Below are 26,756 nucleotides of genomic sequence, written 5' to 3'. Positions count from 1 at the left end.
GGCCGCTCCCACACACTGCACGAACACGAATCCGTAGCCATGAAAAAGCCCCCGGCACTTTCGTGCCGGAGGCTTTTTGGCGGGAGGGGGAATCAGTCCCGCTTGTAGCCGCTCTCGGTGCAGCCCAGGCAGCGGACGAAGGCGGCCATCGCCGGCTCGCCGACCAGGGACTTGGCGGATTCCTTGAAGTTGCCGCCGGCCAGGGTGAAGGGCGCGCTGATCACGAACAGCCCGGCGCCGATCACGGTGCCGGCGATCAGCAGCGGGCGGGCGATCAGCAGATCACCGGCCATGGCGTAGCCCTTGGGTGCTTCGACGGTGTAGAGCGGGTCGCCACTGGCGTTCTGAGGTACCATTTCCGCCTGCGCCGGCAGTGCCAGCAGGCCAGTGGTCAGAGCCAAGACAGCGGCGGTGGTGCGAAACAGATTCATGGCGCGGTCCTTCATTTTGTTTAGTTTTGACAGAGCAGTGCGGTTAACTATAACAGCGCTCGGGCAAATGTCAGCGTGAACGCCGTCAATCGCCGGCCATTACGCAGCCCACGCAGGTCGCCGCCCCTAGCCCGGATGGAAGCCGCGAGCGGATCATCGGCCTGCCACGATCCTCAGCGCTGGCACTTCGGGCAGTACACGCTGGCGCGCTGGCCCAGCTTCAGCTCGCGCAGGGTGGAGCCGCAGCTCTTGCAGAATTCGCCGCCACGACCGTAGGCGAACAGCTCCTGCTGGAAGTAGCCGGGCTGGCCGTCGCCGCCGACGAAGTCGCGCAGGGTGGTGCCGCCGCGCTCGATGGCGTGGGCGAGGATGCGCTTGATCTCCAGCGCCAGCGCCCCGTAGCGGGCACGGGAGATGCGCCCGGCCTCGCGGCGCGGGTCGATGCCAGCGGCGAACAGCGCCTCGGTGGCGTAGATGTTGCCCACACCCACAACCACCGCGTTGTCCATGATGAACGGCTTGACCGCCATCGAGCGGCCGCGCGACAGCCGGAACAGGCGGTCGCCGTCGAAGGCGTCGGTCAGCGGCTCCGGCCCCAGCCGGGCCAGCAGCTCGTGGTTCAGCGGGTCGGCGCTCCACAGCAGCGCGCCGAAGCGGCGCGGGTCGGTGTAGCGCAGGGCCAGGCCGGACTCCAGTTCGATGTCGACGTGCTCGTGCTTGGCCACCGGAGCCCCGACCGGCACCAGGCGCAGGTTGCCGGACATGCCCAGGTGGCCGATCAGGGTGCCGGCCTCGGCATTGATCAGCAGGTACTTCGCGCGCCGCTCCACGCATTCGATGCGCTGGCCGGACAGGCGCACGTCGAGGTCTTCGGGGATCGGCCAGCGCAGGCGGCGTTCGCGCACCAGCACACGGCTGACGCGCTGGCCTTCCAGATGGGGGGCGATGCCCCGGCGTGTGGTCTCGACTTCGGGTAGTTCAGGCATGGCATCGGATACGAGGTGAAAGAGGCGGTGGTCGGCAGAGCGGCTCAGCCGGCGCCGAGGTCGTGGATGGTGTCCTTGAGCGTGTCGAAGTCGTATTCGGACAGCCCGACGTAGTCCAGCACCAGACGGCGGATGCTTTCCCACTCGTGGTCCTGCTCCTGATTGCCCAGCACACGGGAGCAGCCGCAGATGTGCTCGGCCATCTTGAGGATCGCCAGCAGGTTCTTCAGCTGCACGTCGCGGCTGGAGTCGTCGCTGAAGATGGCCAGGGCGTTGTGGTGATTGGCGATGGTCTCGCACAGGTGGCGCGGCAGGTTCCACGACTTGGCGGTGAAGTAGCCGACCACCGCGTGGTTGGTGTTGAGCAGGCGGTTCTCGGTGTCCACCACGCGGCGCTCGCCGCCGGCGTTGTAGTAGGCCTCCTCCAGCACCGTCATGTAGTTGGGGAAGCGCTTGAGCATCAGCGGGATGCCGCAGTTGTGGAACAGGCCGAGGGTGTAGGCCTCGTCGGGCGCCTCGCAGCCGATCCGCTTGGCCAGGGTCAGGCAGGTCATGGCCACGTCCTGGGCGGTGTCCCAGAAGCGGTTGAGGGTGACGATGGTCTCGTCGCTCATCTCGCCCTTGATCGACAGCGCGTTGATCATGTTGATCACCGAGCGGCTGCCGAGCAGGTTCACCGCCCGCTGGATCGAGCTGACCTTGTTGGCCAGGCCGAAGTACGGCGAGTTGACGATCTTCAGCAGCGCGCCGGACAGGCCCGGGTCCTGGCTGATGAGCTTGGCGATGCTCCTCAGGTCCGGGTTGGGCATGATCTGCTCCATCTGCAGGTCGACCATGATCTGTGGCTGCGGCGGCACGCTGATGCCCTGCAGCACCTGCTGGATCTGTTCGGCGGAGAGTTCGTTGCTCATGGTCGTGGCGCAATGCGAGGGCGGGCGGAGCCGGCAGTTTACCCCTTTGGTCCGGCCGGCACAGCCATGCTTTTGCCTGATCTTTTTCGCCGGCGCCCGGTCGGACCTTGAACGGCACCCATAACCTCGAGGAGACCGAACATGTCGTATTCCCTGAAAGGCAAACGCATCGCCCTGCTGGTCACCGACGGCTTCGAGCAGGTCGAGATGACCGAACCGAAGAAGGCCCTGGAACAGGCCGGCGCCCGCGCCGAGATCCTGTCCGCCAAGCCGGGCGAGGTGCGCGGCTGGCACCATGACAAGCCGGGCGACAGCTTCCCGGTGGACGGCACCTTCGACACCGCCCAGGTCGAGGCGTACGACGCCATCGTCCTGCCGGGCGGGGTGATGAACTCCGACACCATCCGCACCGATACCGGCGCGCTGACCCTGGTGCAGGCCGCCGAGAAGTCTGGCAAGCCGATCGCGGTGATCTGCCACGGCGCCTGGCTGCTGGTGTCGGCCGGGCTGGTCAAGGGCAAGACCATCACCAGCTGGCCGTCGCTCAAGGACGACATCCGCAACGCTGGCGGCGACTGGCAGGACAAGGAAGTGATCCGCGACGGCAACCTGATCAGCAGCCGCAAGCCCGACGACCTGCCGGCGTTCAACCGCACGCTGCTGGAGCTGCTGGCCGCCTGAGGGCGGTTCCGGTGGAGGTGGGCAGGGTATAATCGCGCTCTTTTTCCCGGAGCGTCCCCATGACCCTGCCCGCCCTGCGCCTCAAAGCCAACGCCGAACGCCGCCTGCGCGCCGGCCACCTGTGGGTCTACAGCAACGAGATCGACGTGGCCGCCACCCCGCTGAACCAGTTCCAGCCGGGCGACCAGGCGATCCTGGAGGCCGCCGGCGGCAAGCCGCTGGGCATCGTCGCGCTCAGCCCGAACAACCTGATCTGCGCCCGCCTGCTGTCGCGCGACGTCAAGCACGTGCTGGACAAGTCGCTGCTGGTGCATCGCCTGAACGTGGCGCTGAGCCTGCGCGAGCGCCTGTTCGACACCCCGCACTACCGCCTGGTCTACGGCGACTCCGACCTGCTGCCGGGCCTGGTGGTGGACCGCTTCGGCGACCACCTGGTGGTGCAGCTGGCCTCCGCCGCCATGGAGCGCCAGAAGGACGCGGTGATCGAGGCGCTGGTGCAGGTTCTCAAGCCACGCGGCATCCTGTTCAAGAACGACTCCGCCGCCCGCGACGCCGAGGGCCTGGAGCGCTACATCGACACCGCCTTCGGCGTGGTGCCGGAATGGGTGGCGCTGGAAGAGAACGGCGTGAAGTTCGAGGCCCCGGTGCAGGGCGGGCAGAAGACCGGCTGGTTCTACGACCACCGCATGAACCGCGCACGCCTGGCGCCCTACGTGCAGGGCAAGCGCGTGCTCGACCTGTTCAGCTACATCGGTGGATGGGGCGTGCAGGCCGCCGCCTTCGGCGCCAGCGAAGTGTTCTGCGTGGACGGCTCGGCCCTGGCGCTGGACGGCGTCGAGCGCAACGCCACCCTCAACGGCGTGGCCGAGAAGGTCACCTGCGTGGAAGGCGACGTGTTCGAGGCGCTGAAGGAGCTGAAGGCCGCCGAGGAGCGCTTCGACGTGGTGGTCGCCGACCCGCCCGCCTTCATCAAGCGCAAGAAGGACCTGAAGAACGGCGAGGCCGCTTACCGCCGCCTCAACGAACAGGCCATGCGCCTGCTCAACAAGGACGGCATCCTGGTCAGCGCCTCCTGCTCCATGCACCTGCCGGAGGACGACCTGCAGAACATCCTGCTCTCCAGCGCCCGCCACCTGGACCGCAACGTCCAGCTGCTCGAACGCGGCGGCCAGGGCCCGGACCATCCGGTGCACCCGGCGATCCCCGAGACCCGCTACATCAAGAGCCTGACGGTGCGCCTGCTGCCCAACAGCTGATTGGCATGGCCCCGCCGCAAGGGCGGGGCCAAGGCCTCAGAAGCCCTTGCGCTGAACCGTCCACAGGGTGCTGGTACACAGGCTGCAGAGGGTCCCCAGGAAGGTGCTGCGGGCGTTCTGGTCATTCATCAGTTGATAGCGGAACCACGCTGTGGACGGCCCGCGGTAGGCGCCGCCATTGCCGACCGGCTCGAAGTGGCTGACGATGCGCCGCTCGCCCCAGAACACCGGCACATTGGCCCGGGTGTAGACCGGCTGGGCGTTGAGATAGGGGAAGGCGATGGTGTCGCCGCCACCGCTCATCAGGAACATCGGCCCCTTCTGGTTGCGCTGCGAGGCATTGTCGTGGCCCAGGCCAAGCGTGTAGGGCTGGATCGGCGCCGTCACCCGCACCCGGTCATCCTGCCCAGCCATGATCGAACCGCCGCCGCCCTGGGAATGCCCGGAAGTACCGACGCGCCCCGGATTGAGCTTGCCGGAATAGGTCCCGTAGGCCGCGGCATTCTGCTGCACCAGATAGTCCAGGCAAGCGAGCATCTCCTGGCCGGTGCCGGCATTGGAGGTCTCCGCCGCCGCCACCACGAAGCCATGACTGGCCCAATGGCCGAGCAGCGCACCATAGGTCGACGGCCCCGCGCCCGTGCCATTGCCCCAGAGGACGATCGGATGACGCACGCCATTCTGGCCGAGGGTAGCCGGCCGGTAGATGCGGCAGCTCGGCCCCTCGCTCTGGTTGGTCGTCGCATAGGGGCCGTTGTTGTCGAAGCTGGAGACCGACGGAAACGCCGTTCCGGGCGTGTCCGGCAACGGAGCGGCCTGGACAGAGGCCGATACGGCCAGGAGTGCGGCAATCAGGCCGCCGAGTTTGAAGTCTTGCATCGAAGGGTTTCCTCGTTCTTGTTCCCTGAGATACGAGTCGCCATTTCCCTACCGCCCCACCGCGCCGGACTCGGGCTGTACCACACACGCTGGCGACCGCCGGCGCGCGGCCAATGGACCGCTGCGCACCACGGAGAACCCTAAATGACCAGCCGGTCATACCCGCAATCGACCGAACGGCGAAAGCGGATGAACGGCATCGCACCAAGGGCTTAGCCCTGCGCCCCAAAGACGCCCTGTCACACCGGCGATCCCCATCGCCTTGGCTCGGCGGCGACAGCGGGCGTAGAATCGGCACATTCCTCGCCAGGCATCCTCCGGCGGGCTTAATGAGCCCGGGCCGGGCGGACGGTGATCCCGTCTCGCCCCACGTCCACCTTCCGACGCGGTCATCTGCCGCCGACCCGCTCATCACATACCAATGCTTACCTGATTAGCCGCAGGAACCGTGTCATGCCCGATTACCGCTCGAAGACCTCCACCCACGGCCGCAACATGGCCGGGGCCCGCGCCCTGTGGCGCGCCACCGGGATGAAGGACGAAGACTTCAAGAAGCCGATCATCGCCATCGCCAACTCCTTCACCCAGTTCGTGCCCGGCCACGTGCACCTGAAGGACCTGGGCCAGCTGGTCGCCCGCGAGATCGAGAAGCACGGCGGCGTGGCCAAGGAATTCAACACCATTGCCGTGGACGACGGCATCGCCATGGGCCACGACGGCATGCTCTATTCCCTGCCGAGCCGCGAGATCATCGCCGACTCCGTGGAATACATGGTCAACGCCCACTGCGCCGACGCCATCGTCTGCATCAGCAACTGCGACAAGATCACCCCCGGCATGCTGATGGCCGCCCTGCGCCTGAACATCCCGGTGGTGTTCGTTTCCGGCGGGCCGATGGAAGCCGGCAAGACCAAGCTGGCCAGCCACGGCCTGGACCTGGTCGATGCCATGGTGGTCGCCGCCGACGACTCCTGCTCCGACGAGAAGGTCGCCGAGTACGAGCGCAGCGCCTGCCCGACCTGCGGCAGCTGCTCCGGCATGTTCACCGCCAACTCGATGAACTGCCTGACCGAGGCCCTGGGCCTGTCGCTGCCGGGCAACGGCTCGACCCTGGCCACCCACAGCGACCGCGAGCAGTTGTTCCTGCGCGCCGGGCGCCTGGCCGTCGAGCTGTGCCAGCGCTACTACGGCGAGGGCGACGTCTCGGTGCTGCCGCGCAACATCGCCACCATCAAGGCGTTCGAGAACGCCATGACCCTGGACATCGCCATGGGCGGCTCGACCAACACCATCCTCCACCTGCTGGCCGCGGCCCAGGAAGGCGAGGTGCCGTTCGACCTGCGCGACATCGACCGACTGTCGCGCAAGGTGCCGCAGCTGTGCAAGGTGGCGCCGAACATCCAGAAGTACCACATGGAAGACGTGCACCGCGCCGGCGGCATCTTCTCCATCCTCGGCGAGCTGGCCCGCGGCGGCCTGCTGCACACCGACGTGCACACCGTGCACAGCCCGAACATGAACGAGGCCATCGCCCGCTGGGACATCACCCAGACCGACGACGAGGCGGTGCACACCTTCTTCAAGGCCGGCCCGGCCGGCATTCCGACCCAGACCGCGTTCAGCCAGAGCACCCGCTGGGACAGCCTGGACGACGACCGCGAGAACGGCTGCATCCGCTCGGTCGAGCACGCCTACTCCCAGGAGGGCGGCCTGGCCGTGCTGTACGGCAACATCGCGCTGGACGGCTGCGTGGTGAAGACCGCCGGGGTGGACGAATCCATCCACGTGTTCGAGGGCAACGCGAAGATCTTCGAGAGCCAGGACGCCGCGGTGAAGGGCATCCTCGCCGACGAAGTGAAGGCCGGCGACATCGTGATCATCCGCTACGAAGGCCCGAAGGGTGGCCCGGGCATGCAGGAAATGCTCTACCCGACCAGCTACCTGAAGTCCAAGGGCCTGGGCAAGCAGTGCGCCCTGCTCACCGACGGCCGCTTCTCCGGCGGCACCAGCGGCCTGTCCATCGGCCACGCCTCGCCGGAAGCCGCCGCCGGCGGCGCCATCGGCCTGGTGCGCGACGGCGACAAGGTGCTGATCGACATCCCCAACCGCAGCATCAACCTGCTGGTGAGCGATGAAGAACTGGCCGCGCGCCGCGCCGAGCAGGACAAGAAGGGCTGGAAACCGGCCCAGCCCCGCGCCCGCCGCGTGACCACCGCGCTCAAGGCCTACGCCCTGCTCGCCACCAGCGCCGACAAGGGCGCCGTGCGCGACAAGGCGCTGCTAGACCAGTAAGGGGCTCTGCAACACCCCATGAGCCCGGCCCCGCGCCGGGCTTATGCTTCGTAGGGTGGGTGAAACCCGCGCACGCATCCACTCGCGGGTTTCACCTGCCCTACGGGAGAGCCGCATGAAGATCGGCCTGATCAGCGACACCCACGGCCTGCTGCGCCCCGAGGCGCTGGCGGCCCTGGCCGGCTGCGATCACATCCTGCATGCCGGCGACATCGGCAAACCCGGGATACTCGACGCGCTGCGCCAGATCGCCCCGCTGACGGCGGTGCGCGGCAACAACGACGAAGGGCTGGCCTGGGCGGCCGAGCTGCCGGAGCGGGTCGAGCTGGAACTGGGCGGCGTCGGCATCCACCTGGTGCACCAGGCGGACCAGGTGCCGCCCCGCCTGCCGGAGTCCATCCGCGTCGTGGTGATCGGCCACTCGCACAAGCCGCTGATCGAGACCCGCGACGGCCGCCTGTGGATCAACCCCGGCAGCGCCGGGCCACGGCGCTTCAAACTGCCGATCACGCTGGCACTGCTGCACGTGCGCGACGGCAAGCCCGACGCCGAACTGGTCGAACTCGCCCTGGCCTAGCTTGCGCGCTGCGCGGAACTCATCAGAACTGGTATTTCAGGGTCGCGTAGAAGTTACGTGGCGGGCCGTAGTCATGGTAGGCCGGCAAGCTATGCCGGTAGCCTTTGTCGAACACGTTGTTCAGGTTCACCGTCAGGCTCAAATCGTCGCTGAATCGATAACGCGACATCAGGTCCACCACCGCATAACTGTCCTGGGTATAGACCTCGCGGTACGCGGGGGTCGAGTCATCGTAGATCTCGCTCTGCCAGCGCACGCCGCCGCCCAGGGTGAGGCGATCCATATATGCCGGCGTCCAGCTGGTAAACACCTTGATCTGGTGCTTGGGCTGGTATTGCGTGGCCAGCCTGTCGCCATCGCTGTCTTCCAGCACCATGCGGGTATAACCGCCCTGCATCTGCCAGCCGGGAGCCAGCTCACCGGAGACTTCCAGTTCCCAGCCCCGTCCTTCGGTATCGTCCGCGGCCGTGTAGGCGAACTCGCCTTCGGGCGTCAGCCTGTCGCCGTCACGCACGGCCAGGTTGTCCTTGCCGGACTGGAATACGGCCACGCTGGCATTCAGGCGCCCCTCGAACCACTCGCCCTTCAGGCCCAGTTCCTTGTTGGTTCCTTCCTCGGGGTCGAGGATGCTGTTGTTCACGTCCCTGAAACTCTGCGGGTTGAAGATCTCCGTATAGCTCGCATAGGCCGTCAGGTGATCGGTCAGGTCATAGGTGACCGCGGTGTAGGGGGTCAGTACCCCTGTCTCCTTGCGATCATCGGTTACCGCTCCGGTCATGCTGTTCTTCGTACGGGTTTCCCAATCGCTCAGGCGAGCGCCGACGATCACGGACAAACGATCGACCGGATTGAGGCGGGTAGCCAGATACAGCCCCTGCTGCCGCTGCTCGTAGTTCGTGAGGGATGGTTTGTAAGTCGACCAGTCGGGCTCGGGCACATACCGGCCACCCTCGTTCCGCCAGAAACCCAGCTTGGACATGTCGCGGATGAACGACGAGTCGTATCGCGTCGAGTCCCGGGTGATGCCCGCGACCAGTTCGTGGCTTCTGCCAAGCAGGGTGTAGTGGCCATTCAGCTTGAAGTTGATGCCTTCCCAGTCCTGGTCATAGGACACGTTCCTGAGATGCGTGCGCCCGGTGCCATCGGGATTCAATGCGATGGCGATATTGCCGAATACGCTCTTGCTTTCGCCCCACATCCGGCTGTAATCCAGCAGCGCCTGCCAGTTCTCGTTGAAGCTGTGCTCGAGGCGCGCGGACATGCCGGTGCTCTCCTTCCGGAACCGCGTCCAATCCGTGAGCGCGCTGTCGGACCTTGAAAAAGGCGAGCGACTGCCATCGGTCATCAGGATCGGGAAAAAGTCACCCTGGGCATCGCCGCTTGAATCGATGTTCTGGTTATCCAGCGTCAGGCGAAACAATGTGCTGTCGGTCAGGTCGGCCTCGATCACGCCATAGGCCACATTCCTGTCGCCCTCGTAGCGGTCCTTCCACGACTCACCCTCATCGTAGACGGCGACCAATCGACCCCGCACGGCTCCACCCTGGCTCAGAGGGCCTGAGATATCGCCCACGGTCCGATAGCGGTTCCAACTGCCGACGCCGGCTTCAACCGAAGCCTGGAAGTCATGGGTCGGTCGTTTCCGCATCAGGCTGATGCTGCCGCTGGGATCGCCCGCCCCCTGCAAGAATCCAGTGGCGCCGCGCACCACGGCGACCGAGTCGTAGAGTGCGGTTTCCACGGCGCTGATGTCATTCCACGCGCCCGTTCCTCCCACACTCACGGCCCCGGTGCCCGGCACGCCATCGATGGCGAAGTTGGCTATCCGATACCCGCGGGAATAGGTGTAGTTATACGCCCCGTAACTCACGTTGCTCGACTGGGTGATGCCGACCGTCTGATCGAGCACCGCCCCCAGGGTATTCAGTGCCTGGTCGTCCAGACGCTGGCGCGTGACCACCGTGACCGACTGTGGTGTCTCGCGCAGGGCGAGGCTCATCCCCGTGGCGGCGTTGGTGCTGCCCGTGGTGTACGAGGCCGTACCCTCCGTCATTGCCCCCAGCCGGGAGCCGGTTACGGCGGTCGCGCCGAGTGTCAGCGCGCCCGCCTGTTCATCGTGCTTTTCCAGCGTCACCGTGTCCCCGTCGACGAAGCGCGCCGTGAGGCCGGTGCCGGCCAACAGACGCGCCAGCGCCTCGTCCCGCGGATAGCTGCCGGACAGCCCGGACGAGCGCAGTCCCTGGCTCACCTCGGCGGGCGCCAGCACCTGGACGCGGGTCACCGCGGAGAAGGCGGCCAGCGCGCCGTCCAGCGACTGCGCAGGAATATCGAAACGGTAGCTGCCCGACTGGGCCTGGGCGGCATCGGCAGCGAGTGCCGGAGAGGCCGGCGCGATGCCCAGGGCGATGGCCAGGGCCAGCAGGGATGGCAGGCCGGCGCGACAGCCGGCGGTGACGTGGTGCATGGTGACTCCCCAATGATCGAAAGGCGTGACTGGCGCTATCGCACTCGTTGAGAGTGCTTGTCATTTGCGCTCAGTAATCAAGGACGCCGCTCTCCGGGAAAACCCTGAAATTTTTTCTCGGCAGCGATCATCTGGAGTCGGTGACCAGGGGAGCACGGGCGGTCGAGCGTGTCAGCTACCGGCGTGCAACAGCGTCAGGTAGCGGGTGTAATGCTCGGCACGCAGCCCGAGGGTCAGTTGCATGGCGCGGAGCACGGCCTCGGGCCGGTCGATATCGAACACGCCGGAGACCTGTTTGCGTTCGAGTTCCGCGCCGACCACGAACAGCCGCCCCGGCCAGTAGCGATTGAGCTCGGCCACCACCTCGCCCAGCGGCTGCTGGCGGAACACCAGCTGGCGATGGCGCCAGGCGAACGCCTGCTGCGGGTCGAACGCCGCCACCGCCTGCAGCCCGCCGGCGGAAAACGCCACACCCTGTCCCGGCATCAGCTGAATCGGCGCGCCGCCAGCCGCGACCTCGACCCGCCCGCTCTGCAGCCGCACCTGGGTTTCGTCACCGCGCCGGGTCACGCTGAAACGGGTGCCGACCACCCTCACCCAGCCGCCACTGGATTCGACGAAGAACGGCCGGCCGGCATCCCGGCTGACCTCGAACCAGGCCTCGCCGCGCAGCAGACGCACGCGCCGCTCGTGATCACCCAGCTCGATCTGCACGGCACTGTCGGTGTTGAGCTGGATGCGCGAGCCGTCCTCCAGCGCCAGCGTCCTGACCTCGCCCACTCCGGTCGCCTGGTCGGCACGCAGGCGGTCGAGCCAGGGGGTCTGCGTGGCACCCAGGCCGATCGCGAGCAGCAGCGTCGCGGCCGCGGCCCAGGGCAAGGCGCGACGGCGGCGCGCGGGCGCCGCGCGATGCACCGCCCGCGCCGCCGGTTGCAGGGCGGCGAGCAGCTGCCGGGCCTCTTCCCAGGCCCGGGCATGCTCGTCGGACTGCGCCAGCCACGCCGCGAAATCGTGGCGGTCGCGCTCACCGGCATCCTCGGCCTGCAGACGAAAGTGCCAGGCGCTGGCCTGGGCGAACAGCTCGTCGTCGGTCATGGCTGGGGCGTCCTCGGGAACGGTTTCGGGTGCAGGCGCGCCTTGACGAAGGCACGGCAGTCGATCAGGGCCTGGCGCAGATGATATTCCACGCTGCGAGTGCTGGTCGCCTCGCGCTCGGCGATCTCGCGGTAGGCCAGCCCTTCGACGTGGTACAGCAGGAAGATGCGCCGGCGCGGCTGCGGCAGGGCGGCGATGGCGTCGCGCAGCAGCGCCTGTTCCTGCTCGGCCGCCAGTTGCTCGGGCAGGCCCGGGGCGGCGCAGGTGGGTTCGTGTTCCGGCAGCTCGCCTTCCACCAGCCCGCGGCGCGCCGCCTGGCGCTGGTGGTCGAGCACCAGATTGCCGGCGACGGTGAAGAGGAAGCCGCGCAGGTTGTCGATGCGCTCGCCGCCGGGCAGGCGCGCCAGGCGCAGGAAGGCTTCCTGGGTCAGGTCCGCCGCCACCTGGCGATTGCCGGTGCGCCGCGACACGAAGGCTTCCAGGGCCTTCTTCTGCTCCAGAAACAATCGGGCGAGCTGGGCGTTCCAGGTCGACACGCGGCGACTACCTGCGAGGGGGAAAGCCGCGCACCCTACCAGCTAATGCAATTAATTCGCAATTGCTTCTTCAGCTCACGCCCACGTAGCGGTCCGAACGGTGGTTGAGCGCCAGCACCAGGTTGAGCATCACCGCGCCCAGCACCGACAGGGCGACCTTTTCCGGTGCCACCACGAAGATCGCGCCCAGCACGATGACGGCGTCGATGCCCATCTGCACCGCGCCGGCGCGCAGGCCGAAGCGCTCCTGGAGGAACAGCGCGAGGATGTTCACCCCGCCCAGGCTGGCGCGGTGGCGGAACAGCATCAGCAGGCCCAGGCCCATGGCCGCGCCGCCGAACAGCGCGGCGTAGAGTTCGTTCAGCTGGCTGAAGGCGACCCAGCCCGGGGTCAGTTCGGCCAGCAGCGAGACCAGCAGCACCGCGCAGCCGGTGCGCAGGGTGAAGCCCCAGCCCAGGCGCCAGATGCCGAGCAGGTAGAACGGCAGGTTGACCAGGCAGAACACCAGGCCGAAGGGCCAGCCGGCCAGGTACTTGGCGAGGAAGGCGATGCCCACGGTGCCGCCGGTGAGCAGTCCGGCGTGGCTGTAGAAGGCGATGCCGAGGGCCACCAGGGCGGTGCCGAACAGCAGGGCCAGGGCGTCCTCCCAAAGCGGGTGGCGGACGAAGATAGCGGCGATGGTATCCGCCTGGGCGGGTGTATCGGTCTGGTCGGTCATGATCGGTGTCGGGCGAAAAGACGAAAGCATAGGGCGCCGGCCCGGATGGCGGGCGACCTCGGTCAATGCAGTGAAGAAAAGTCCTAGCGGCGCTGCCAGGTCTCGAAGCGGTAGGCCGGGCTGGCCTCGGCGGCGGCGTGCTCGTCGCACTCGCTGCGTTGCCAGGCGGCCTCGTCGAAGGCTGGGAACCAGGCGTCGCCCTCCGGCGCCAGCGCCACGCGGGTCAGGTAGAGCCGCTCGGCCTGCGCCAGGCCCTGTTCGTAGAGCTGGGCGCCGCCGATCAGCATCAGCTCGTCCACGCCCTGCTCGCGCGCCCACTGCTCGGCCCGCGCCAGCGCGGCGTCCAGCGACGGGAACACCTCGGCGCCCTCCAGGCGCAGGTCCGGCTGGCGGCTGACCACCAGGTTGAGCCGGCCCGGCAGCGGCCGGCCGAGGGAGTCCCAGGTCTTGCGGCCCATGATGATCGGCTTGCCGAGGGTCCTGGCCTTGAAGTGCTTGAGGTCCGCCGGCAGGTGCCAGGGCAGCTGGTTGTCGCGGCCGATCACGCGGTTCTCGGCGAGGGCGGCGATCAGGCAGAGGGGCAGGGTCGTATTCATGGGCGCGAGGATACCGGCTCGCCCGCCGGGATTGAAGCGCGGTGGCGCATCACGGCGCGCGGCTGCCCGAGCGCTTGCTCACCACCCGGTTGCGCCCCTGCTCCTTGGCCAGGTACAGCGCCACGTCGGCGAGGCGCAGGCAGTCCTCCAGGCTCTGGTGCGGCTCGGGCACCAGCCAGGCGAGGCCCACGCTGATGGTCACCACCGGCGCGACGTCGGAATGCGCATGGGCCAGGCCGAGCGCCTCGATCTCCGCGCGCATCTCCTCGAGGATCGCCAGGATGTCGGCTTCGTCCAGCCCGAACCACAGGCCGACGAACTCCTCCCCGCCGTAGCGCGCGGTGGAGTCCAGCGGCCGCCGCGCATGGCGCCCGACGACCTGGCCCACGGCCCGCAGGGCCTCGTCGCCGGCCGCATGGCCGTAGTGGTCGTTGTAGCGCTTGAAGTAGTCCACATCCGCCATCGCCACGGCAATCGGCTGCGCCTCGCGCACCGCCTGGCGCCAGCTGCGCCCGGCGCGCTCGCTGAATGCCCGGCGGTTGAGCAGGCCGGTGAGATAGTCCTTCTCCGCCAGGTCCTGCAGCAGGCCCTGGGCGAGGAAGTTCTGCCGGGTGGCGTATTCGAGGAAGTAGCAGCCGAAGCAGCCGATCAGATTGGCGCTGCCGAGGAACACCGCGTTGTAGAGCAACTGCTCGGCGGGCAGGCCGCTCGTCACCTCCACCGCCAGGTAGGCGAAGAAGGTCAGCCAGCCGCACAGCGCCGCGGTGACGAAGCGCAGGCCGAGGAGGAAATAGCAGAACACCGTGACCAGGATGATGCCCTCGTAGGGCAGCGGAAAGTCCCAGACCCGGGCGATCCAGATGATGCCGTCGACGCCGAGCCCGCAGGCCAAGGCCGCGCCGGCACCGATCAGCTGCAGGTGCGGGCGCATCCGGCGCACATAGGTGGAGAACCAGGCGATCAGCAGCATCGGCAACATCAGCCCGAGACGTACCGCCACCGTGCGCTTGTGCACCTCTGCCGGCAGGCTCAGCACGTCCAGCACCGCGAACAGCGCAATGAGCACCACACCCGCGAGCAGCGCCCAGCGCATGCGCACCAGGAACACGCTGAGGTGGTAGCGGTTGAAGGCCGCCTCCATCTCGCCGTCGAAGCTGAGCAGCCGGAAGCCGTCGCGGTGTTGGCGCAGGTACGGGGAGTCCTGATGGACCCGGTCCAGCGGGGGCAGTTGCATGCGCGCGCTCTTGTTGTTTTTCGATCCAGACTAGTGTTCGGCAGGCCTCGCCACAACCCGGCTTTACCACCCGCGCGGAACAGGGGTTATGCTGCAAACCCCGACCCGCCAACGGAACTGCGCGTGAGCGAAGCCCGATCGAACCACCTGCAATGCCTCTGGCTGTGCGAAGCCGTGCGCCTGCGCGAGGAACACGCCGGCCCCCTGGAGGATGCCGAGGCCAACCGCCAGGCACGCCTGGCCGGGGACGACCTGGCCACCCGCATCCAGGCCCGCGCCCTGTTCCTCGCCGGCCGCGACGGCCAGACCCGCGCCCTGCGCCACTGGCTGCAGGGCGCGCGCCTGGCGCTGCTGGCCCTGGCGCTGCTGGCCCTGCTCAGCGGCGCCGGCCTGGCCTTCGCCGCGCTCGGCGACGGCAGCCGCCCGGTCAACGTGTTCTGGGCCCTGGGCAGCCTGCTCGGCCTGCACGCCCTGACCCTGCTCGGCTGGCTGCTCGGCCTGCTCCTGGCCGGCGAGCACCAGGCCGCGCTCGGCCGCCTCTGGCTGTGGCTCAGCGAGAAGCTGGCGCGCGACGCCGCGGCCGCCCAGCTCGGCCCGGCGCTGGTGTTGCTGCTGCGCCGGCGCCGGCTCAACCGCTGGCTGCTCGGCGCCCTGGTCCATGGCCTGTGGCTGCTGGCCCTGGGCTGCGCGGCGCTGATGCTGCTGCTCCTGCTCAGCACTCGGCGCTACGGCTTCGTCTGGGAAACCACCCTGCTCTCCAGCGACGCCTTCGTCGCCCTCACCCACCTGCTCGGCGGCCTGCCGGCCCTGCTCGGCTTCCCGCTGCCGGACGTGGACACCATCCGCGCCAGCGGCGAAACCGCCCTCGCCGTCGAGCAGGCGCGCCACGCCTGGGCCGGCTGGCTGCTCGGCGTGCTGCTGGTGTTCGGCCTGCTGCCACGCGCCCTGTTCCTCGCGCTATGCCTGTGGCGCTGGCACCACGGCAGCACCCGCCTGGCGCTGGACCTCCAGCTGCCCGCCTACCGCCTGCTGGCCGAGCGCCTGCAGCCGCCGGCCGAGCGCCTCGGCGTGGTCGACGCGGCCCCCGCGGCGCTGCCCGAGGCCAGCGCCGGCCATGCGCCGCACGCCCGCGACGGCGCCCTGCTGGTGGCGGTGGAACTGGACGACAGCCGCCCCTGGCCGCCCGCCCTGGGCAAGGACGTGGCCGACGCCGGCGTGCTCGACAGCCGAGAACAGCGCCTGCGCCTGCTCGACCAGCTGACCCGCTTCCCGCCGGCGCGCCTGGCGGTAGCCGTGGACCCGCGCCGCTCGCCGGACCGCGGCACCCTGGCGCTGCTCGGCGAGCTGTCGCGCATGGCCGCCGCCACGCGCATCTGGCTGCTGCCGCCGCCCCCCGGCGAGGCACTGGACAGCCAGCGCCTGGGCGACTGGCACGAGGCCCTGGGGCGCCTCGACCTGCCCTTTTCCGACGGCGCGCCCCTGACCTGGCTGGAGAGTGGTCATGACTAGGCCGCTGAAACTGGCCGTGGTCGGCCACACCAACGTCGGCAAGACCTCGCTGCTGCGCACCCTGCTGCGCGACGTCGGCTTCGGCGAAGTCTCGCACCGGCCCAGCACCACCCGCCACGTCGAGGGCGCGCGCCTGTCGGTGAGCGGCGAGGCCCTGCTGGAGCTGTACGACACCCCCGGCCTGGAAGACGCCATCGCCCTGCTCGACTACCTGGAGCGCCTCGAACGCCCCGGCGAGCGCCTGGACGGCCCGGCCCGCACCGCCCGCTTCCTCGACACCGCCGAGGCGCGCCAGCGCTTCGAGCAGGAAGCCAAGGTGCTGCGCCAGCTGCTGGCCAGCGACGCCGGCCTGTACGTGATCGACGCCCGCGAGCCGGTGCTGGCCAAGTACCGCGACGAACTGGCGGTGCTGGCCGGCTGCGGCAAGCCGCTGCTGCCGGTGCTGAACTTCAGCGCCAGCGAACGCCAGCGCGAGGCCGAGTGGCGCGAGTCGCTGGCCCGCCTCGGCCTGCACGCCCTGGTGCGCTTCGACAGCGTGGCGCCGCCGCTGGACGGCGAACGGCGCTTGTACGAGAGCCTGGCGCTGCTGGTGGAGCCGGCGCGGCCGCGGCTGGAACGGCTGATCGCCGACCACGAGGCGCAGGCCGAGGTGCGCCGCCAGGCCGGCGCCCGGCTGATCGCCGAGCTGCTGATCGACTGCGCCGCCTGCCGCCGCAGCGTGGCCGCCCAGCCGCAGATCGAGCAGGGCGAGATCGCCGCCCTGCACCAGGCCGTGCGCCAGCGCGAGCAGCGCTGCGTCGAGGCCCTGCTGCGGCTGTACGCTTTCCGCGAGGGCGACGCCCGCGCCGACGAGCTGCCGTTGCAGGAAGGCCGCTGGGGCGACGACCTGTTCAACCCCGAGACCCTGCGCCAGCTCGGCCTGCGCGTCGGCGGCGGGATGGCCGCCGGGGCCGCGGCCGGCGCCGGCGTCGACCTGCTGGTCGGCGGCCTCACCCTGGGCGCCGCCGCGCTGCTCGGCGCGCTCGCCGGCGGCGGGCTGCAGACCGCGCGCAACTACGGCGACCGCCTGCTCGGCAAGCTCAAGGGCCAGCGCGAGCTGACGGTGGACGACAACGTGCTGCGCCTGCTCGCCCTGCGCCAGCGCCAGCTGCTGGCGGCCCTGGCCGCGCGCGGCCACGCGGCGACCACGGCGATCCGCCTGGACTCGCCGCAGGACGCGGCCTGGCGCCAGGGGGCCCTGCCGGAGCCGTTGAAGAAGGCCCGCGCCCACCCCGAGTGGTCGTCCCTCAACCCCAGGGCACGCCTGGAGCAGACCGAGCGCGACGAGCAGGTAACGCGCCTGGCCGGGGAACTGTCAGCGCCGTGACAGCCCGGTCCACATCGTCGCCGCGACGATCAGCAGACCGCCGATCCAGGCCTGCAGGCTCAGTTGCTCGTTCAGCCAGAGCACCGCGAACAGCGCGCCGAACAGCGGCTCGCTGCCCATCAGCAGGCTGACCCGGGTCGGGCTGCTGCGGCCGAGCGCCCAGTTCTGCACGTAGAAGGCGAACAGGGTGGCGAACAGCACCAGGTACAGACTGCCCAGCCAGAACGCCGGTGCGCTCGGCAGCGGCGGCAAGCCACCGGGCAACAGGCTGCCGATGAACAGGCAGCCGAACCCCACCACGCCCGTCTGCACCGCAGTGAAGGCCAGCGGCGGTACCTGGCTGTCGGCAGTCAGGCGGCGGATCAGGCACACGCCGAAGGCCCGCACCAGGGCGGCGGCCAGCATCAGCGCGTCGCCCAGGCCGAAGTCCAGGTCCACCCCGCCGCTGAGCAGCCAGGTGCCGAGCAGCGACAGCGCCACCGCCGGCAACAGGCGCGCAGCCGGTCGCTGGCCGAGCAGCGCCCATTCGACGAAGGGGGTGAACACCACGCACAGGCTGATCAGGAAGGCCGCGTTGCTGGCACTGGTGTGGGCGACGCCGTAGGTCTCGCAAAGGAAGATCGCCAGCATCACCAGGCCGGACGGCAGCCCAGGACGCAGCGCGGCGCGGCCGGCGCCACGCAGCTGTGGGGCGAGCAGCAGGAAGGTGATGCAGAAGCGCACGGCGAGAAAGCCGAGCACCGGGTAGAAGTCCAGGGCCTGCTTGGCGACCCCGTAGCTGGTGCCCCAGACCAGCGCCACCAATAGCAGGAGCAGGTCGCTGGTGTGGATCAGGCGGAGGCGGCTGGCGGCGGTCAGGGTGGTCATGGCGGGGCACTCGAGAAACGGACCCGGCGATTGTCCATTGCCACCCTCAGAGTGATAATCCAGTCATTCTGTACAAGACCTGTTCCTTATGAGCATGAATCATCTGCTGCCGCTGATGGCCGGCTTCGTCCGAGTGGTGGAGTGCGGCAGCTTCTCCGCCGCCGCCCGCCAGTCGAACACCAGCGCCTCGGCCCTGAGCCGGCAGGTCGCCCAGCTGGAGGCGACCCTCGGCCTGCGCCTGCTTGAGCGCACCACCCGGCGGCTGCGCCTGTCCGAGGCCGGCGCCGAGGTGTTCGAGCGCTGCCGGGACATGCTCGCGGCGGCCCAGGCGGCCGTGGCGGTGGGCGAGCGGCTGATGAGCCACCCGCGCGGTCAGGTGCGTCTGTCGGTGCCCAAGGCGTTCGGCAAGTACCTGGTGGCGCCGCTGCTGGCGGACTTCCTCGCCCGCTACCCGGAGGTGGACGTCAGCCTCGACCTCAGCGACCGCAGCCCGGACCCGATCGCCGAGCCGTTCGACTTGGTGGTGTGCATCACCGACCAGCCGCCGCCGCACCTGGCCGGACGGCCGCTGTGCGAGGTGCGCCAGCTGCTGTGCGCCAGCCCCGACTACCTGGCACGCCACGGTACGCCGCAGCACCCGCAGGAACTGGTGCGTCACGCGTGCCTGTATCTGGACGAACACCCGGACGACCGCCGCTGGCATTTCAGCGATGGTATCGAGCAATGCGTGGTGACAGTGCAGGGCCGGCTGGCCAGCAACCACAGCGAGGTGCGCCTGAACGGCGCGCTGAACCACCTGGGCATCGCCTGCCTGCCGAGCTTCACCGCCGCCGCGGCGCTGACCGAAGGGCGCCTGGCGCAGGTGCTGGCGAACTGGCGCTACACCGGCTCCTACCAGGGCACCGCCTGGGTGCTCTACCCGCCCAACCGCCACCTGCCGCCGAAGCTGCGGGTGCTGATCGATCACCTGGCGGCGGGGCTGGCCGGCTGATCATGCGGCCCTCGGTCCATCCTGCCAGGGGATCATGGAACGCTCATGGAGCGGCCGCGGCCGCCTCCACGGGCGTTGCCGCGGCGGCAGGCGCAACCGACGGGGTCGCAGTGTCAGGAGGCGGGGCCGCCTGGGCTTGCTGGGCCTCCTGTGGCGGCCTGCCGTAAGGACTGACGTAAACCAGCACGACCAGCGCCACCAGGAATATCCAGCGGGGCCACGGCTCGCCGCCTGTATACCTGGCCAGCAGGCCCGGCTTGATCAGGCAGGCCAGCACCGCCACCAGAAGGACGTTGAACAGGATCATGGTCGTCATGGCGAACCCCTGGCCTGGTGGGTACCGGCGCCCTAGACGGCGACCGGCGCGGCGATGTGCGGGTGGGCCTGGTAGTTCTGCAGCTCGAAGTCCTCGAAGCGGAAGGCGAACAGGTCCTTCACCTCGGGGTTGAGCTTCATGGTCGGCAGCGGCAGCGGCTCGCGGGTGAGCTGCAGGTCGGCCTGCTCCAGGTGGTTGGCGTACAGGTGGCAGTCGCCGCCGGTCCAGACGAAGTCGCCCGGCTGCAGGTCGCAGACCTGGGCGATCATCAGGGTCAGCAGGGCGTAGCTGGCGATGTTGAAGGGCACGCCGAGGAAAATGTCGGCCGAGCGCTGGTACAGCTGGCAGCTCAACTTGCCGTCGGCGACGTAGAACTGGAACAGGGCGTGGCACGGCGGCAGGGCCATCTCGTCGACCAGCGCCGGGTTCCAGGCGGAGACGATCAGCCGGCGCGAGTCCGGGTTCTTCCTGATCATCTCCACCAGCTTGGAAATCTGGTCGATCGACTCGCCGTCCGGCGCCGGCCAGCTGCGCCACTGGTAGCCGTACACCGGGCCGAGGTCGCCGTTCTCGTCAGCCCACTCGTCCCAGATGCGCACGCCGTTTTCCTTCAGATAGCGGATGTTGGTATCGCCCTGCAGGAACCACAGCAGCTCGTGGACGATGGATTTCAGGTGGCACTTCTTGGTGGTCACCAGGGGGAAGCCGTCGGCCAGGTCGAAGCGCATCTGGTGGCCGAACACCGAGTAGGTGCCGGTGCCGGTGCGGTCGCTCTTGAAGGTGCCGGTCTCGCGCACCCGGCGCATCAGGTCGAGGTACTGTTTCATCTCAGCTCCAGTGAAAAAAGCATTCCCAAGAACGTCGCGAGCGAAGGTCGGGCAAGGCGGATGCGGGCGAAAAAGCGCAGTTTACTCAAGTAAATGAGCATTTTGAGCGCGCATCCAACGCAGCCCGACCGAGCGCAGCAGTTATTGGGCGGCTTGGCGACGGTAGGCCCAGACCATCAGCCCGGCGCCGGCGAGAATCATCGGCACGCACAGCACCTGGCCCATGGTCAGCCAGCCGAAGGCCAGGTAGCCGAGCTGGGCGTCCGGCACGCGGACGAACTCGACGATGAAGCGGAACACCCCATAGCAGATCGCGAACAGGCCGGACACCGCCATGGTCGGGCGCGGCTTGCGCGAGTAGACCCAGAGGATGGCGAACAGCGCCACGCCCTCCAGGGCGAACTGGTACAGCTGCGACGGGTGGCGCGGGTCCGGCCCGCCGTTGGGGAAGACCATGGCCCAGGGCACGTCGGTGACCTTGCCCCACAGCTCGGCGTTGATGAAGTTGCCGATGCGCCCGGCGCCCAGGCCGATAGGTACCAGCGGGGCGATGAAATCCATCAGCTCGAAGAAGCTCTTGCCGTTGCGCCGGCCGAACCACCAGGTGGCCAGCATCACGCCGATCAGGCCGCCATGGAAGGACATGCCGCCCTCCCACACCCGGAGAATCTTCAGCGGGTCGGCCAGGTAGGCCGGCAGGTCGTAGAACAGGGCATAGCCCAGGCGGCCGCCGAGGATCACGCCCATCGCCACCCAGAACACCAGGTCGGAGAGCTTCTCCTTGGTCCAGGCGGGGTCGAAGTCCTTCAGCCGGCGGCTGGCGAGGAACCAGGCGCCGCCGATGCCGACCAGGTACATCAGGCCGTACCAGTGGATCTTCAGCGGACCCAGGGCGATGGCCACCGGGTCGATCTGCGGGTAGGTCAGCATTGCGACTCCTTAGATGAGGAAGCTCGTGCCCACGCAGAGCAACAGCAGGGCGAACAGACGTTTGAGCACCAGCGCCGGCAGGCGGTGCGCCAGGCGCGCGCCGAAGCGGGCGAAGAACATGCTGGTGATGGCGATGCCGGCCACCGCCGGCAGGTACACGTAGCCCAGGCTCCACGGCGGCAGGTGGGTCTCGTTCCAGCCCAGCGCCATGAAGCTCAGGGCGCTGGCCACGGCGATGGGCAGACCGCAGGCCGAGGAAGTCGCCACCGCCTGCTGCATGGGCACGCTGCGCCAGGTCAGGAAGGGCACGGTCAGCGAGCCGCCGCCGATGCCGAAGATCGCCGAGGCCCAGCCGATCACCGCGCCCGCCGAGGTCAGCCCGGGCTTGCCCGGCACCGCGCGGCTGGCCCTGGGCTTCAACCCCAGGCCCATCTGGATGGCGATGACGATGGCGAACACGCCGATGATCTTCTGCAGCATCGGGCCCTGGATGGCCGCCGCGGTGACCGAGCCGAGCGCGGCGCCGAGCAGGATGCCCAGGCTCATCCAGGCGAACACCGGCCACAGCACGGCGCCCTTGCGCTGGTGCTCCAGCACCGAGTTGATCGAAGTGAAGATGATGGTGGCCAGCGAGGTGCCCACGGCCAGGTGGGTCAGCACCGAGGGGTCGAAGCCCTGGGCGGTGAAGCTGAAGACCAGCACCGGGACGATGATGATGCCGCCACCCACGCCGAACAGTCCGGCCAGTACCCCGGCCGCCGCGCCCAACACCAGATAGAGCAGGAATTCCATGGAGCCCCCCGAAATCGAAGCGGCATGGTAACGGAAGGCGCTCCCGGCCTCCACTTGGCGCGACGGATGCAGTAGGCTCGGTCCTACCCTACACAGGACCACCTACCATGTGCCTGATCGTCTTCGCCTGGCGCCCCGGCCACCCGCTACCGCTGGTGCTGGCCGCCAACCGTGACGAGTTCTACGAGCGCGCCGCCACGCCGCTGGGCGAGTGGGCCGACATCCCCGGCCTGTACGCCGGGCGCGACCTGCAGGCCGGCGGCACCTGGCTGGGGATGACGAGCAAGGGTCGCTTCGCCGCCCTGACCAACATCCGCGACCCGCGCCAGCCACGCGGCGCCCGTTCGCGCGGCGAGCTGCCGCTGGACTACCTGCGCGGCGCGGCCTCGGCACCGGCGTTCCTGGCCGAACTGGCTCTCCGGGTGGACGAATACAGCGGCTTCAACCTGCTGCTCGGCGACCGTCACGCGCTGTACTACTTCAATTCCGAGGAAGGCGAGATCCGCCGTCTGCTGCCCGGGCTCTACGGGCTGTCCAACGCGGGGCTGGACACGCCCTGGCCCAAGGTGCTGCGCGCCACCGCGGCGCTCGCCGCGACCCTGGACGACCCGCGACCGGAGCGCCTGCTGGACCTGCTCGGCGACCGCCAGCAACCGCCCCGGGTCCTGCTGCCGGACACCGGCGTCGGGCTGGACTGGGAGATGCTGCTGGCCACGGTGTTCATCGTCGGCCCCGGCTACGGTACCCGGGCCAGCACCGCGCTGGTGATGGCCGGCGACGGCGGTGTGCGCCTGGTGGAGCGCAGCTTCGGCGACGGGGGCCGGGCCATAGGCGAAGTGGACCTGCGCTTCGACACCTGACCGGTCAATCCTGCCAGTCGCAGAAGCAGCCCACCGCCAGGTTGCTGTCGGCGCGTACCGGCCGGCCGGCCACCAGCGCCTCCAGGATCGGCTCGATGAAACTGTTGCTGGACGTGCACAGCGCGCCCTCGCTGTAGGGGCCGAAGTAGGCCAGGCGGCCCTCCCGATCCCAGATCGCCACCGCCGGGCTGGCCGGCAGGCCCTCGCTGCCCGGCAGCGCCTCCAGTGGCTGCAGCGCCTGCAGGTTGCCCGGCAGGCGGCCGTGGCTGCCGGCCTTCTGTACCGCGTAGAACTGCACGCCGCGCGGCACGTAGGCCTGCACCAGCTCGCCGAGGTGCTGCTGGTTGCCGACGTTGCACGGGCAGCCCGGGTCCCAGAAATGCACCAGGCGGATTGCCCCCGGCCCGGCCAGCTCGGCCGGCAGGCGCAGCTCGGCGCCCGAGAACAATTCGGTGCGCGGTTCGAACGGGCGGATGTAGCGCGTCTGGAACCACCACAGGGCGGTCGCCATGGCGGCCAGCCAGAGGATGACGACCAGGCTGACGAGAAGGGTCTTGCGGCGGACGGGCATGATCATGGGCACGGGGAAACGGGCGTCTAGCTTGCCACGCCGCGCCCGACAGCTGAATATCGGCGCTCTCTCCATCGCTCGCCGAAACGCCATGACCGCCATGCCCCAGCCCCTGCCAGAGCCCTTCCAGCCCGCGCGCCTGCGCGCCGGCCTGCGACCCTTGGCCGCGGCCCTGCCCATGGATGCCGAAGCGCTGGCCTACCAGCGCTACTACGGCCTGGACCTGCCGCAGCACGCCGGCATGCGCAGCCGCCTGGGGCGCTTCCAGTGCGACGGCCTCGACCTGGTGGCGCAGCTGTGGCTGCCGCCGGAGCCCCGGGCGACCCTGATCCTGCTGCACGGCTACTACGACCACATGGGCCTGTACCGCCACGTGGTGGACTGGGCGTTGGGGCAGAACCTCGCAGTACTGGCCTGCGACCTGCCCGGCCACGGCCTGTCCGCCGGCGCGCGGGCCAGCATCGACGACTTCGCCGCCTACCAGCGCACCCTGCAGTGCCTGTTCGCCGAGGCCGCCGGCCTCGACCTGCCGCAGCCCTGGCACCTGTGCGGGCAGAGCACCGGCGGCGCCATCCTGATCGACTTCCTGCTGCTCGGCGAACCCCGCCCGGAGCCCGGCGCCACCATCCTCCTGGCGCCGCTGGTGCGGCCGCGGGCCTGGGGTCTGTCGAAGATCAGCTACCACCTGATCGGGCCGTTCCGCAGCGAGATTCCCCGGCGCTTCTCGGAGAACTCCGGCGACGCCGAATTCCTCGACTTCCTGCGCAACCGCGACCCGCTGCAGCCGCGCCACCTGCCGACCGCCTGGATCGGCGCCCTGGCCAGATGGATTCCGCGCATCGAACGGGCCGCACCCCGGCCGTTGCGCCCGCTGGTGGTGCAGGGCGAGGCGGACATGACGGTGGACTGGCGGCACAACCTGCGGGTGCTGCAGGCCAAGTTCGACCAGCCGGAAATCCTGCGCATCCCCGGCGCCCGCCATCATCTGGTCAACGAGAGCGAAGGCATCCGCCGCGAATACTTCGACTTCCTCGGCGAACGACTGCGTTAGAACGCCGTAGCCCGGATGCGATCCGGGCCCCAGGCAACTCCCGCCCCGGATCGCATCCGGGCTACATCAGATGCCCTGCGGCTGGCCGCCCTGGCCGTTCGCCGCCAGGCCGGCCCGCAGGGCGGCCACGGCAGCCTGGTAGTAGGCCTTGCCGCCGGGGGACTGGGCGAAGGCCACGAACTCGTCCAGTTCCGGGTCGGACAGGTCGCGGTAGACGTGCAGCAGGGTATTGTCGATATCGCCCTCGATCTGCTGCATCAGGCGCTCGCGCTGGCTCTGCACCAGCATCTGCGTCTGGTCGCCGCCGAACAGCCCCGGCACCATCGAACTCAGGCTGTCGGCCGCGACCCCGGCCAGGGCCAGGCTGACCTCGGCGGCGGCCTCGGTGGCCGGCAGCTCGCGGGCCAGGTGGCGGATCAGCAGACGGCGGGTGGCGTCGGCCTCCACCGCCGGCAGGCCGTTAGCGTGGGCGGCCAGCTGTTCGCGGGACGTGGCGAGGGTCTCGGCGGCGACGATGCGCCGACCCAGCGCGGATTCAAAGAACTGCAGCGCCGGCTGCGGGTCCGCCAGCTCCGTGCGCAGGGTGGCCAGGGCGCGCTGGTCCATCCCGGTCGGCTCGAAGCGGCGGTTGCTGTTGTGCACCAGGGCCTGGAACACCGCCGGCGGCAGGCTGGCCTGGTAGCGCTGCTGGGCGGCCTTGAGGGCGTCGCCGAAGTGGGCGCGCTGGTCCGGCCAGCCGGCGCTCTGGTAGAGCCTGGCGTAGTCGTCGGCGGAAACGGCGAAGCTGCACAGCAGCATGAACAGAGCGAAAACGGCGCGCATGAAGAACTCCTGTCTGGCGGCGGCTATTGTAGGGGGCCGCAGGCGGCGCTGGTAGAATCGGCGCATGACCGATACCCCCCTGCAGCGGCTCCTGCCGCAAATCATCGATGACCTCGCCGGCCAAGGCTGGTCGCGGCAGATCCATGTCCTGCCGGAGACTCTGACCCACGAACTGGCCGCCGAGTGCCGCAAGCGGGCCCGCGAAGGCGCGCTGACGCCGGCGGGCGTCGGCCGCGGCCAGGGCCTGGCGGTGCGCGAGGGCATCCGCGGCGACAGCATCCAGTGGCTGGAACACGGCCAGAGCGCCCCCGGCGACCGCTACCTGCAGGCGCTGGACGAACTGCGCCAAGCGCTCAACCAGGCCTTCTTCCTCGGCCTGGAAGACTTCGAGTGCCACTTCGCCTGCTACCCGCCCGGCGCCTTCTACCAGAAGCACCTGGACCGCTTCCGCGACGATGACCGGCGCACCGTCAGCGCCGTGTACTACCTCAACGAAGATTGGCAGGCCGAGCACGGCGGTGCCCTGCGCCTGTACCTGCCGGACGAGGCCGAGCTGGACGTGCTACCGGCCGCCGGCACGCTGGTGCTGTTCATGTCCGCCGAACTGCCCCACGAGGTGCTACCGGCCAGCCGCGAACGCCTGTCGATCACCGGCTGGTTCCGGCGCCGCTGAACCCAGGGTCGGCGACGCGGGTTGCACCCGCCCTACAGGAGGAGTGATGGAGAAGCTGCTGGTCAGCCGTTGCCTGCTCGGCCACAAGGTGCGCTACGACGGCGGCGCCCACGGGCCCTACGGCCTGCTGCAGCGCTGGCAGGAGGAAGGCCGCGTCGTGCCGCTGTGTCCGGAGGTGGCCGGCGGCCTGCCGACCCCACGCCCGCCGGCGGAGATTCCCGGCGGCCAGGGCGGCGGCGTGCTGGACGGCACGCTGCCGGTGCTGACCGACGCCGGCGACGATGTCACTGCCGCCTTCGTGGCCGGTGCCGAGGCCGCCCTGGCGCTGGTCCGGCGACACGGCCTGCGCGTAGCCGTGCTCAAGGCGCGTAGCCCGTCCTGCGGCAACACCCACAACTACGACGGCAGCTTCGGCGGCCGCCTGGTCGAGGGCGAAGGCGTCACCGCCGCCCTGCTGCGCCGCGCCGGGGTGAAGGTGTTCAACGAACAGCAACTGGCCGAGGCGGCCGCCGAGCTGGACCGGCT

The 26,756-nt window shown here is 69.3% G+C and carries 28 protein-coding genes; 11 read left to right on the top strand and 17 right to left on the bottom strand.

The window, feature by feature from the left end; genetic code table 11:
• Positions 1 to 92: 92 nt before the first annotated feature.
• The 3 genes from N5D30_RS24715 to N5D30_RS24705 all read right to left on the bottom strand — a co-directional run bounded on the left by N5D30_RS24715 (position 93) and on the right by N5D30_RS24705 (position 2,274).
• Positions 93 to 431: a multidrug transporter gene (locus N5D30_RS24715; protein ID WP_279911113.1), complete on the bottom strand. Its 339-nt coding sequence runs from the start codon at positions 429 to 431 to the stop codon at positions 93 to 95.
• A 173-nt stretch (positions 432 to 604) separates the two neighbouring features.
• Entirely contained in the window at positions 605 to 1,417 is an 813-nt protein-coding gene (mutM, locus tag N5D30_RS24710; RefSeq protein WP_279911112.1) for a bifunctional DNA-formamidopyrimidine glycosylase/DNA-(apurinic or apyrimidinic site) lyase, read from the bottom strand.
• A 44-nt stretch (positions 1,418 to 1,461) separates the two neighbouring features.
• Positions 1,462 to 2,274, bottom strand: a complete 813-nt coding sequence (locus N5D30_RS24705) for an HDOD domain-containing protein (RefSeq protein ID WP_220812711.1) — start codon at positions 2,272 to 2,274, stop codon at positions 1,462 to 1,464.
• 195 nt (positions 2,275 to 2,469) lie between these two features.
• On the opposite strand from N5D30_RS24705, the gene N5D30_RS24700 reads away from it, so the two are divergent.
• Together N5D30_RS24700 and N5D30_RS24695 are read left to right on the top strand one after the other, a co-directional pair.
• Positions 2,470 to 3,009, top strand: coding sequence for a type 1 glutamine amidotransferase (locus tag N5D30_RS24700; protein ID WP_279911111.1), 540 nt, complete (start codon positions 2,470 to 2,472; stop codon positions 3,007 to 3,009).
• Positions 3,010 to 3,068: 59 nt separating this feature from the next.
• Positions 3,069 to 4,265: a class I SAM-dependent rRNA methyltransferase gene (locus N5D30_RS24695; protein ID WP_220812454.1), complete on the top strand. Its 1,197-nt coding sequence runs from the start codon at positions 3,069 to 3,071 to the stop codon at positions 4,263 to 4,265.
• Between the two features lie 36 nt (positions 4,266 to 4,301).
• On the opposite strand, the gene N5D30_RS24690 is transcribed toward N5D30_RS24695, so the two are convergent.
• Positions 4,302 to 5,144 carry an alpha/beta hydrolase gene (locus N5D30_RS24690; RefSeq protein ID WP_220812455.1) on the bottom strand — a complete coding sequence of 281 codons (843 nt, stop codon included), beginning with the start codon at positions 5,142 to 5,144 and terminating at the stop codon, positions 4,302 to 4,304.
• A gap of 453 nt (positions 5,145 to 5,597) precedes the next feature.
• Between N5D30_RS24690 and ilvD the strand changes: the two genes are divergently transcribed.
• Both ilvD and N5D30_RS24680 read left to right on the top strand, forming a co-directional pair.
• Positions 5,598 to 7,436, top strand: coding sequence for a dihydroxy-acid dehydratase (ilvD, locus tag N5D30_RS24685; protein ID WP_279911110.1), 1,839 nt, complete (start codon positions 5,598 to 5,600; stop codon positions 7,434 to 7,436).
• A gap of 115 nt (positions 7,437 to 7,551) precedes the next feature.
• Positions 7,552 to 8,013 carry a metallophosphoesterase family protein gene (locus N5D30_RS24680; protein ID WP_279911108.1) on the top strand — a complete coding sequence of 154 codons (462 nt, stop codon included), beginning with the start codon at positions 7,552 to 7,554 and terminating at the stop codon, positions 8,011 to 8,013.
• 22 nt (positions 8,014 to 8,035) lie between these two features.
• Here the strand turns inward: N5D30_RS24680 and N5D30_RS24675 are convergent, their stop codons facing one another.
• From N5D30_RS24675 to N5D30_RS24650, 6 genes are all read right to left on the bottom strand, one after another.
• Positions 8,036 to 10,477, bottom strand: coding sequence for a TonB-dependent siderophore receptor (locus N5D30_RS24675; RefSeq protein ID WP_279911106.1), 2,442 nt, complete (start codon positions 10,475 to 10,477; stop codon positions 8,036 to 8,038).
• 171 nt (positions 10,478 to 10,648) lie between these two features.
• Complete coding sequence (locus tag N5D30_RS24670) at positions 10,649 to 11,572, bottom strand: FecR family protein (protein ID WP_279911105.1); 924 nt, start codon at positions 11,570 to 11,572, stop codon at positions 10,649 to 10,651.
• Positions 11,569 to 12,108: a sigma-70 family RNA polymerase sigma factor gene (locus tag N5D30_RS24665; protein WP_279911104.1), complete on the bottom strand. Its 540-nt coding sequence runs from the start codon at positions 12,106 to 12,108 to the stop codon at positions 11,569 to 11,571. Before N5D30_RS24665 ends, N5D30_RS24670 begins: the two co-directional genes overlap by 4 nt.
• Before the next feature lie 70 nt (positions 12,109 to 12,178).
• Complete coding sequence (locus N5D30_RS24660) at positions 12,179 to 12,826, bottom strand: YitT family protein (RefSeq protein ID WP_279911103.1); 648 nt, start codon at positions 12,824 to 12,826, stop codon at positions 12,179 to 12,181.
• Positions 12,827 to 12,909: 83 nt separating this feature from the next.
• Positions 12,910 to 13,422, bottom strand: coding sequence for a dihydrofolate reductase (locus tag N5D30_RS24655; RefSeq protein WP_279911102.1), 513 nt, complete (start codon positions 13,420 to 13,422; stop codon positions 12,910 to 12,912).
• Positions 13,423 to 13,471: 49 nt separating this feature from the next.
• Complete coding sequence (locus tag N5D30_RS24650; protein WP_279911101.1) at positions 13,472 to 14,656, bottom strand: GGDEF domain-containing protein; 1,185 nt, start codon at positions 14,654 to 14,656, stop codon at positions 13,472 to 13,474.
• Between the two features lie 123 nt (positions 14,657 to 14,779).
• On the opposite strand from N5D30_RS24650, the gene N5D30_RS24645 reads away from it, so the two are divergent.
• Both N5D30_RS24645 and N5D30_RS24640 read left to right on the top strand, forming a co-directional pair.
• The gene (locus tag N5D30_RS24645; protein WP_279911100.1) at positions 14,780 to 16,165 is read left to right on the top strand and encodes a DUF2868 domain-containing protein; all 1,386 of its coding nucleotides are present in this window, start codon (positions 14,780 to 14,782) and stop codon (positions 16,163 to 16,165) included.
• The gene (locus tag N5D30_RS24640; protein ID WP_279911099.1) at positions 16,158 to 17,531 is read left to right on the top strand and encodes a DUF3482 domain-containing protein; all 1,374 of its coding nucleotides are present in this window, start codon (positions 16,158 to 16,160) and stop codon (positions 17,529 to 17,531) included. Before N5D30_RS24645 ends, N5D30_RS24640 begins: the two co-directional genes overlap by 8 nt.
• Here the strand turns inward: N5D30_RS24640 and N5D30_RS24635 are convergent.
• Entirely contained in the window at positions 17,520 to 18,398 is an 879-nt protein-coding gene (locus N5D30_RS24635; RefSeq protein ID WP_279911098.1) for an EamA family transporter, read from the bottom strand. The genes N5D30_RS24640 and N5D30_RS24635 overlap by 12 nt on opposite strands.
• Positions 18,399 to 18,486: 88 nt before the next feature.
• On the opposite strand from N5D30_RS24635, the gene N5D30_RS24630 reads away from it, so the two are divergent.
• Positions 18,487 to 19,389, top strand: a complete 903-nt coding sequence (locus N5D30_RS24630) for a LysR family transcriptional regulator (RefSeq protein WP_279911097.1) — start codon at positions 18,487 to 18,489, stop codon at positions 19,387 to 19,389.
• Between the two features lie 43 nt (positions 19,390 to 19,432).
• On the opposite strand, the gene N5D30_RS24625 is transcribed toward N5D30_RS24630, so the two are convergent.
• From N5D30_RS24625 to N5D30_RS24610, 4 genes are all read right to left on the bottom strand, one after another.
• On the bottom strand, positions 19,433 to 19,705 hold the full coding sequence (locus N5D30_RS24625) for a hypothetical protein (RefSeq protein WP_279911096.1): 273 nt from the start codon (positions 19,703 to 19,705) through the stop codon (positions 19,433 to 19,435).
• A 32-nt stretch (positions 19,706 to 19,737) separates the two neighbouring features.
• Positions 19,738 to 20,532, bottom strand: a complete 795-nt coding sequence (locus N5D30_RS24620; protein WP_279911095.1) for a thymidylate synthase — start codon at positions 20,530 to 20,532, stop codon at positions 19,738 to 19,740.
• 141 nt (positions 20,533 to 20,673) lie between these two features.
• Positions 20,674 to 21,462 (bottom strand): prolipoprotein diacylglyceryl transferase, encoded by a 789-nt coding sequence (gene lgt / locus N5D30_RS24615; protein ID WP_220812469.1) that lies wholly within the window; start codon positions 21,460 to 21,462, stop codon positions 20,674 to 20,676.
• Between the two features lie 9 nt (positions 21,463 to 21,471).
• Positions 21,472 to 22,254 (bottom strand): sulfite exporter TauE/SafE family protein, encoded by a 783-nt coding sequence (locus tag N5D30_RS24610; RefSeq protein WP_220812470.1) that lies wholly within the window; start codon positions 22,252 to 22,254, stop codon positions 21,472 to 21,474.
• 107 nt (positions 22,255 to 22,361) lie between these two features.
• Here N5D30_RS24610 and N5D30_RS24605 point away from each other — a divergent pair, with 107 nt between their 5' ends.
• The gene (locus tag N5D30_RS24605) at positions 22,362 to 23,114 is read left to right on the top strand and encodes an NRDE family protein (protein ID WP_279911094.1); all 753 of its coding nucleotides are present in this window, start codon (positions 22,362 to 22,364) and stop codon (positions 23,112 to 23,114) included.
• 4 nt (positions 23,115 to 23,118) lie between these two features.
• Here N5D30_RS24605 and N5D30_RS24600 read toward each other — a convergent pair whose 3' ends face one another.
• Complete coding sequence (locus N5D30_RS24600; protein WP_279911114.1) at positions 23,119 to 23,685, bottom strand: DUF6436 domain-containing protein; 567 nt, start codon at positions 23,683 to 23,685, stop codon at positions 23,119 to 23,121.
• Between the two features lie 91 nt (positions 23,686 to 23,776).
• Between N5D30_RS24600 and N5D30_RS24595 the strand changes: the two genes are divergently transcribed.
• Positions 23,777 to 24,736: an alpha/beta hydrolase gene (locus N5D30_RS24595; protein ID WP_279911092.1), complete on the top strand. Its 960-nt coding sequence runs from the start codon at positions 23,777 to 23,779 to the stop codon at positions 24,734 to 24,736.
• Between the two features lie 66 nt (positions 24,737 to 24,802).
• On the opposite strand, the gene N5D30_RS24590 is transcribed toward N5D30_RS24595, so the two are convergent.
• Positions 24,803 to 25,558, bottom strand: a complete 756-nt coding sequence (locus N5D30_RS24590; protein ID WP_279911091.1) for a hypothetical protein — start codon at positions 25,556 to 25,558, stop codon at positions 24,803 to 24,805.
• A 64-nt stretch (positions 25,559 to 25,622) separates the two neighbouring features.
• On the opposite strand from N5D30_RS24590, the gene N5D30_RS24585 reads away from it, so the two are divergent.
• A complete protein-coding gene (locus N5D30_RS24585; protein ID WP_279911090.1) occupies positions 25,623 to 26,231 on the top strand; it encodes a 2OG-Fe(II) oxygenase in 609 nt (202 codons plus the stop codon).
• A gap of 46 nt (positions 26,232 to 26,277) precedes the next feature.
• The coding region (locus N5D30_RS24580; RefSeq protein ID WP_279911089.1) for a DUF523 domain-containing protein at positions 26,278 to 26,756 on the top strand (479 nt) is incomplete at its 3' end.

The organism is Pseudomonas sp. GD03875 (genome assembly GCF_029840585.1).
GTDB lineage: Bacteria > Pseudomonadota > Gammaproteobacteria > Pseudomonadales > Pseudomonadaceae > Aquipseudomonas > Aquipseudomonas paralcaligenes.
This window is presented reverse-complemented; position numbering and strand designations above follow the sequence as displayed.

Coding starts and splice junctions, on each gene's coding strand:
- N5D30_RS24635 (WP_279911098.1), bottom strand. CDS start 18,398: ATGACCACCCTGACCGCCGCCAGCCGCCTCCGCCTGATCCACACCAGC.
- N5D30_RS24585 (WP_279911090.1), top strand. CDS start 25,623: ATGACCGATACCCCCCTGCAGCGGCTCCTGCCGCAAATCATCGATGAC.
- N5D30_RS24630 (WP_279911097.1), top strand. CDS start 18,487: ATGAGCATGAATCATCTGCTGCCGCTGATGGCCGGCTTCGTCCGAGTG.
- N5D30_RS24595 (WP_279911092.1), top strand. CDS start 23,777: ATGACCGCCATGCCCCAGCCCCTGCCAGAGCCCTTCCAGCCCGCGCGC.
- N5D30_RS24715 (WP_279911113.1), bottom strand. CDS start 431: ATGAATCTGTTTCGCACCACCGCCGCTGTCTTGGCTCTGACCACTGGC.
- N5D30_RS24670 (WP_279911105.1), bottom strand. CDS start 11,572: ATGACCGACGACGAGCTGTTCGCCCAGGCCAGCGCCTGGCACTTTCGT.
- N5D30_RS24660 (WP_279911103.1), bottom strand. CDS start 12,826: ATGACCGACCAGACCGATACACCCGCCCAGGCGGATACCATCGCCGCT.
- N5D30_RS24620 (WP_279911095.1), bottom strand. CDS start 20,532: ATGAAACAGTACCTCGACCTGATGCGCCGGGTGCGCGAGACCGGCACC.
- N5D30_RS24695 (WP_220812454.1), top strand. CDS start 3,069: ATGACCCTGCCCGCCCTGCGCCTCAAAGCCAACGCCGAACGCCGCCTG.
- N5D30_RS24650 (WP_279911101.1), bottom strand. CDS start 14,656: ATGCAACTGCCCCCGCTGGACCGGGTCCATCAGGACTCCCCGTACCTG.
- N5D30_RS24690 (WP_220812455.1), bottom strand. CDS start 5,144: ATGCAAGACTTCAAACTCGGCGGCCTGATTGCCGCACTCCTGGCCGTA.
- N5D30_RS24600 (WP_279911114.1), bottom strand. CDS start 23,685: ATGCCCGTCCGCCGCAAGACCCTTCTCGTCAGCCTGGTCGTCATCCTC.
- N5D30_RS24625 (WP_279911096.1), bottom strand. CDS start 19,705: ATGACGACCATGATCCTGTTCAACGTCCTTCTGGTGGCGGTGCTGGCC.
- N5D30_RS24605 (WP_279911094.1), top strand. CDS start 22,362: ATGTGCCTGATCGTCTTCGCCTGGCGCCCCGGCCACCCGCTACCGCTG.
- N5D30_RS24700 (WP_279911111.1), top strand. CDS start 2,470: ATGTCGTATTCCCTGAAAGGCAAACGCATCGCCCTGCTGGTCACCGAC.
- N5D30_RS24640 (WP_279911099.1), top strand. CDS start 16,158: ATGACTAGGCCGCTGAAACTGGCCGTGGTCGGCCACACCAACGTCGGC.
- N5D30_RS24610 (WP_220812470.1), bottom strand. CDS start 22,254: ATGGAATTCCTGCTCTATCTGGTGTTGGGCGCGGCGGCCGGGGTACTG.
- ilvD (WP_279911110.1), top strand. CDS start 5,598: ATGCCCGATTACCGCTCGAAGACCTCCACCCACGGCCGCAACATGGCC.
- N5D30_RS24675 (WP_279911106.1), bottom strand. CDS start 10,477: ATGCACCACGTCACCGCCGGCTGTCGCGCCGGCCTGCCATCCCTGCTG.
- N5D30_RS24655 (WP_279911102.1), bottom strand. CDS start 13,422: ATGAATACGACCCTGCCCCTCTGCCTGATCGCCGCCCTCGCCGAGAAC.
- N5D30_RS24590 (WP_279911091.1), bottom strand. CDS start 25,558: ATGCGCGCCGTTTTCGCTCTGTTCATGCTGCTGTGCAGCTTCGCCGTT.
- N5D30_RS24680 (WP_279911108.1), top strand. CDS start 7,552: ATGAAGATCGGCCTGATCAGCGACACCCACGGCCTGCTGCGCCCCGAG.
- mutM (WP_279911112.1), bottom strand. CDS start 1,417: ATGCCTGAACTACCCGAAGTCGAGACCACACGCCGGGGCATCGCCCCC.
- lgt (WP_220812469.1), bottom strand. CDS start 21,462: ATGCTGACCTACCCGCAGATCGACCCGGTGGCCATCGCCCTGGGTCCG.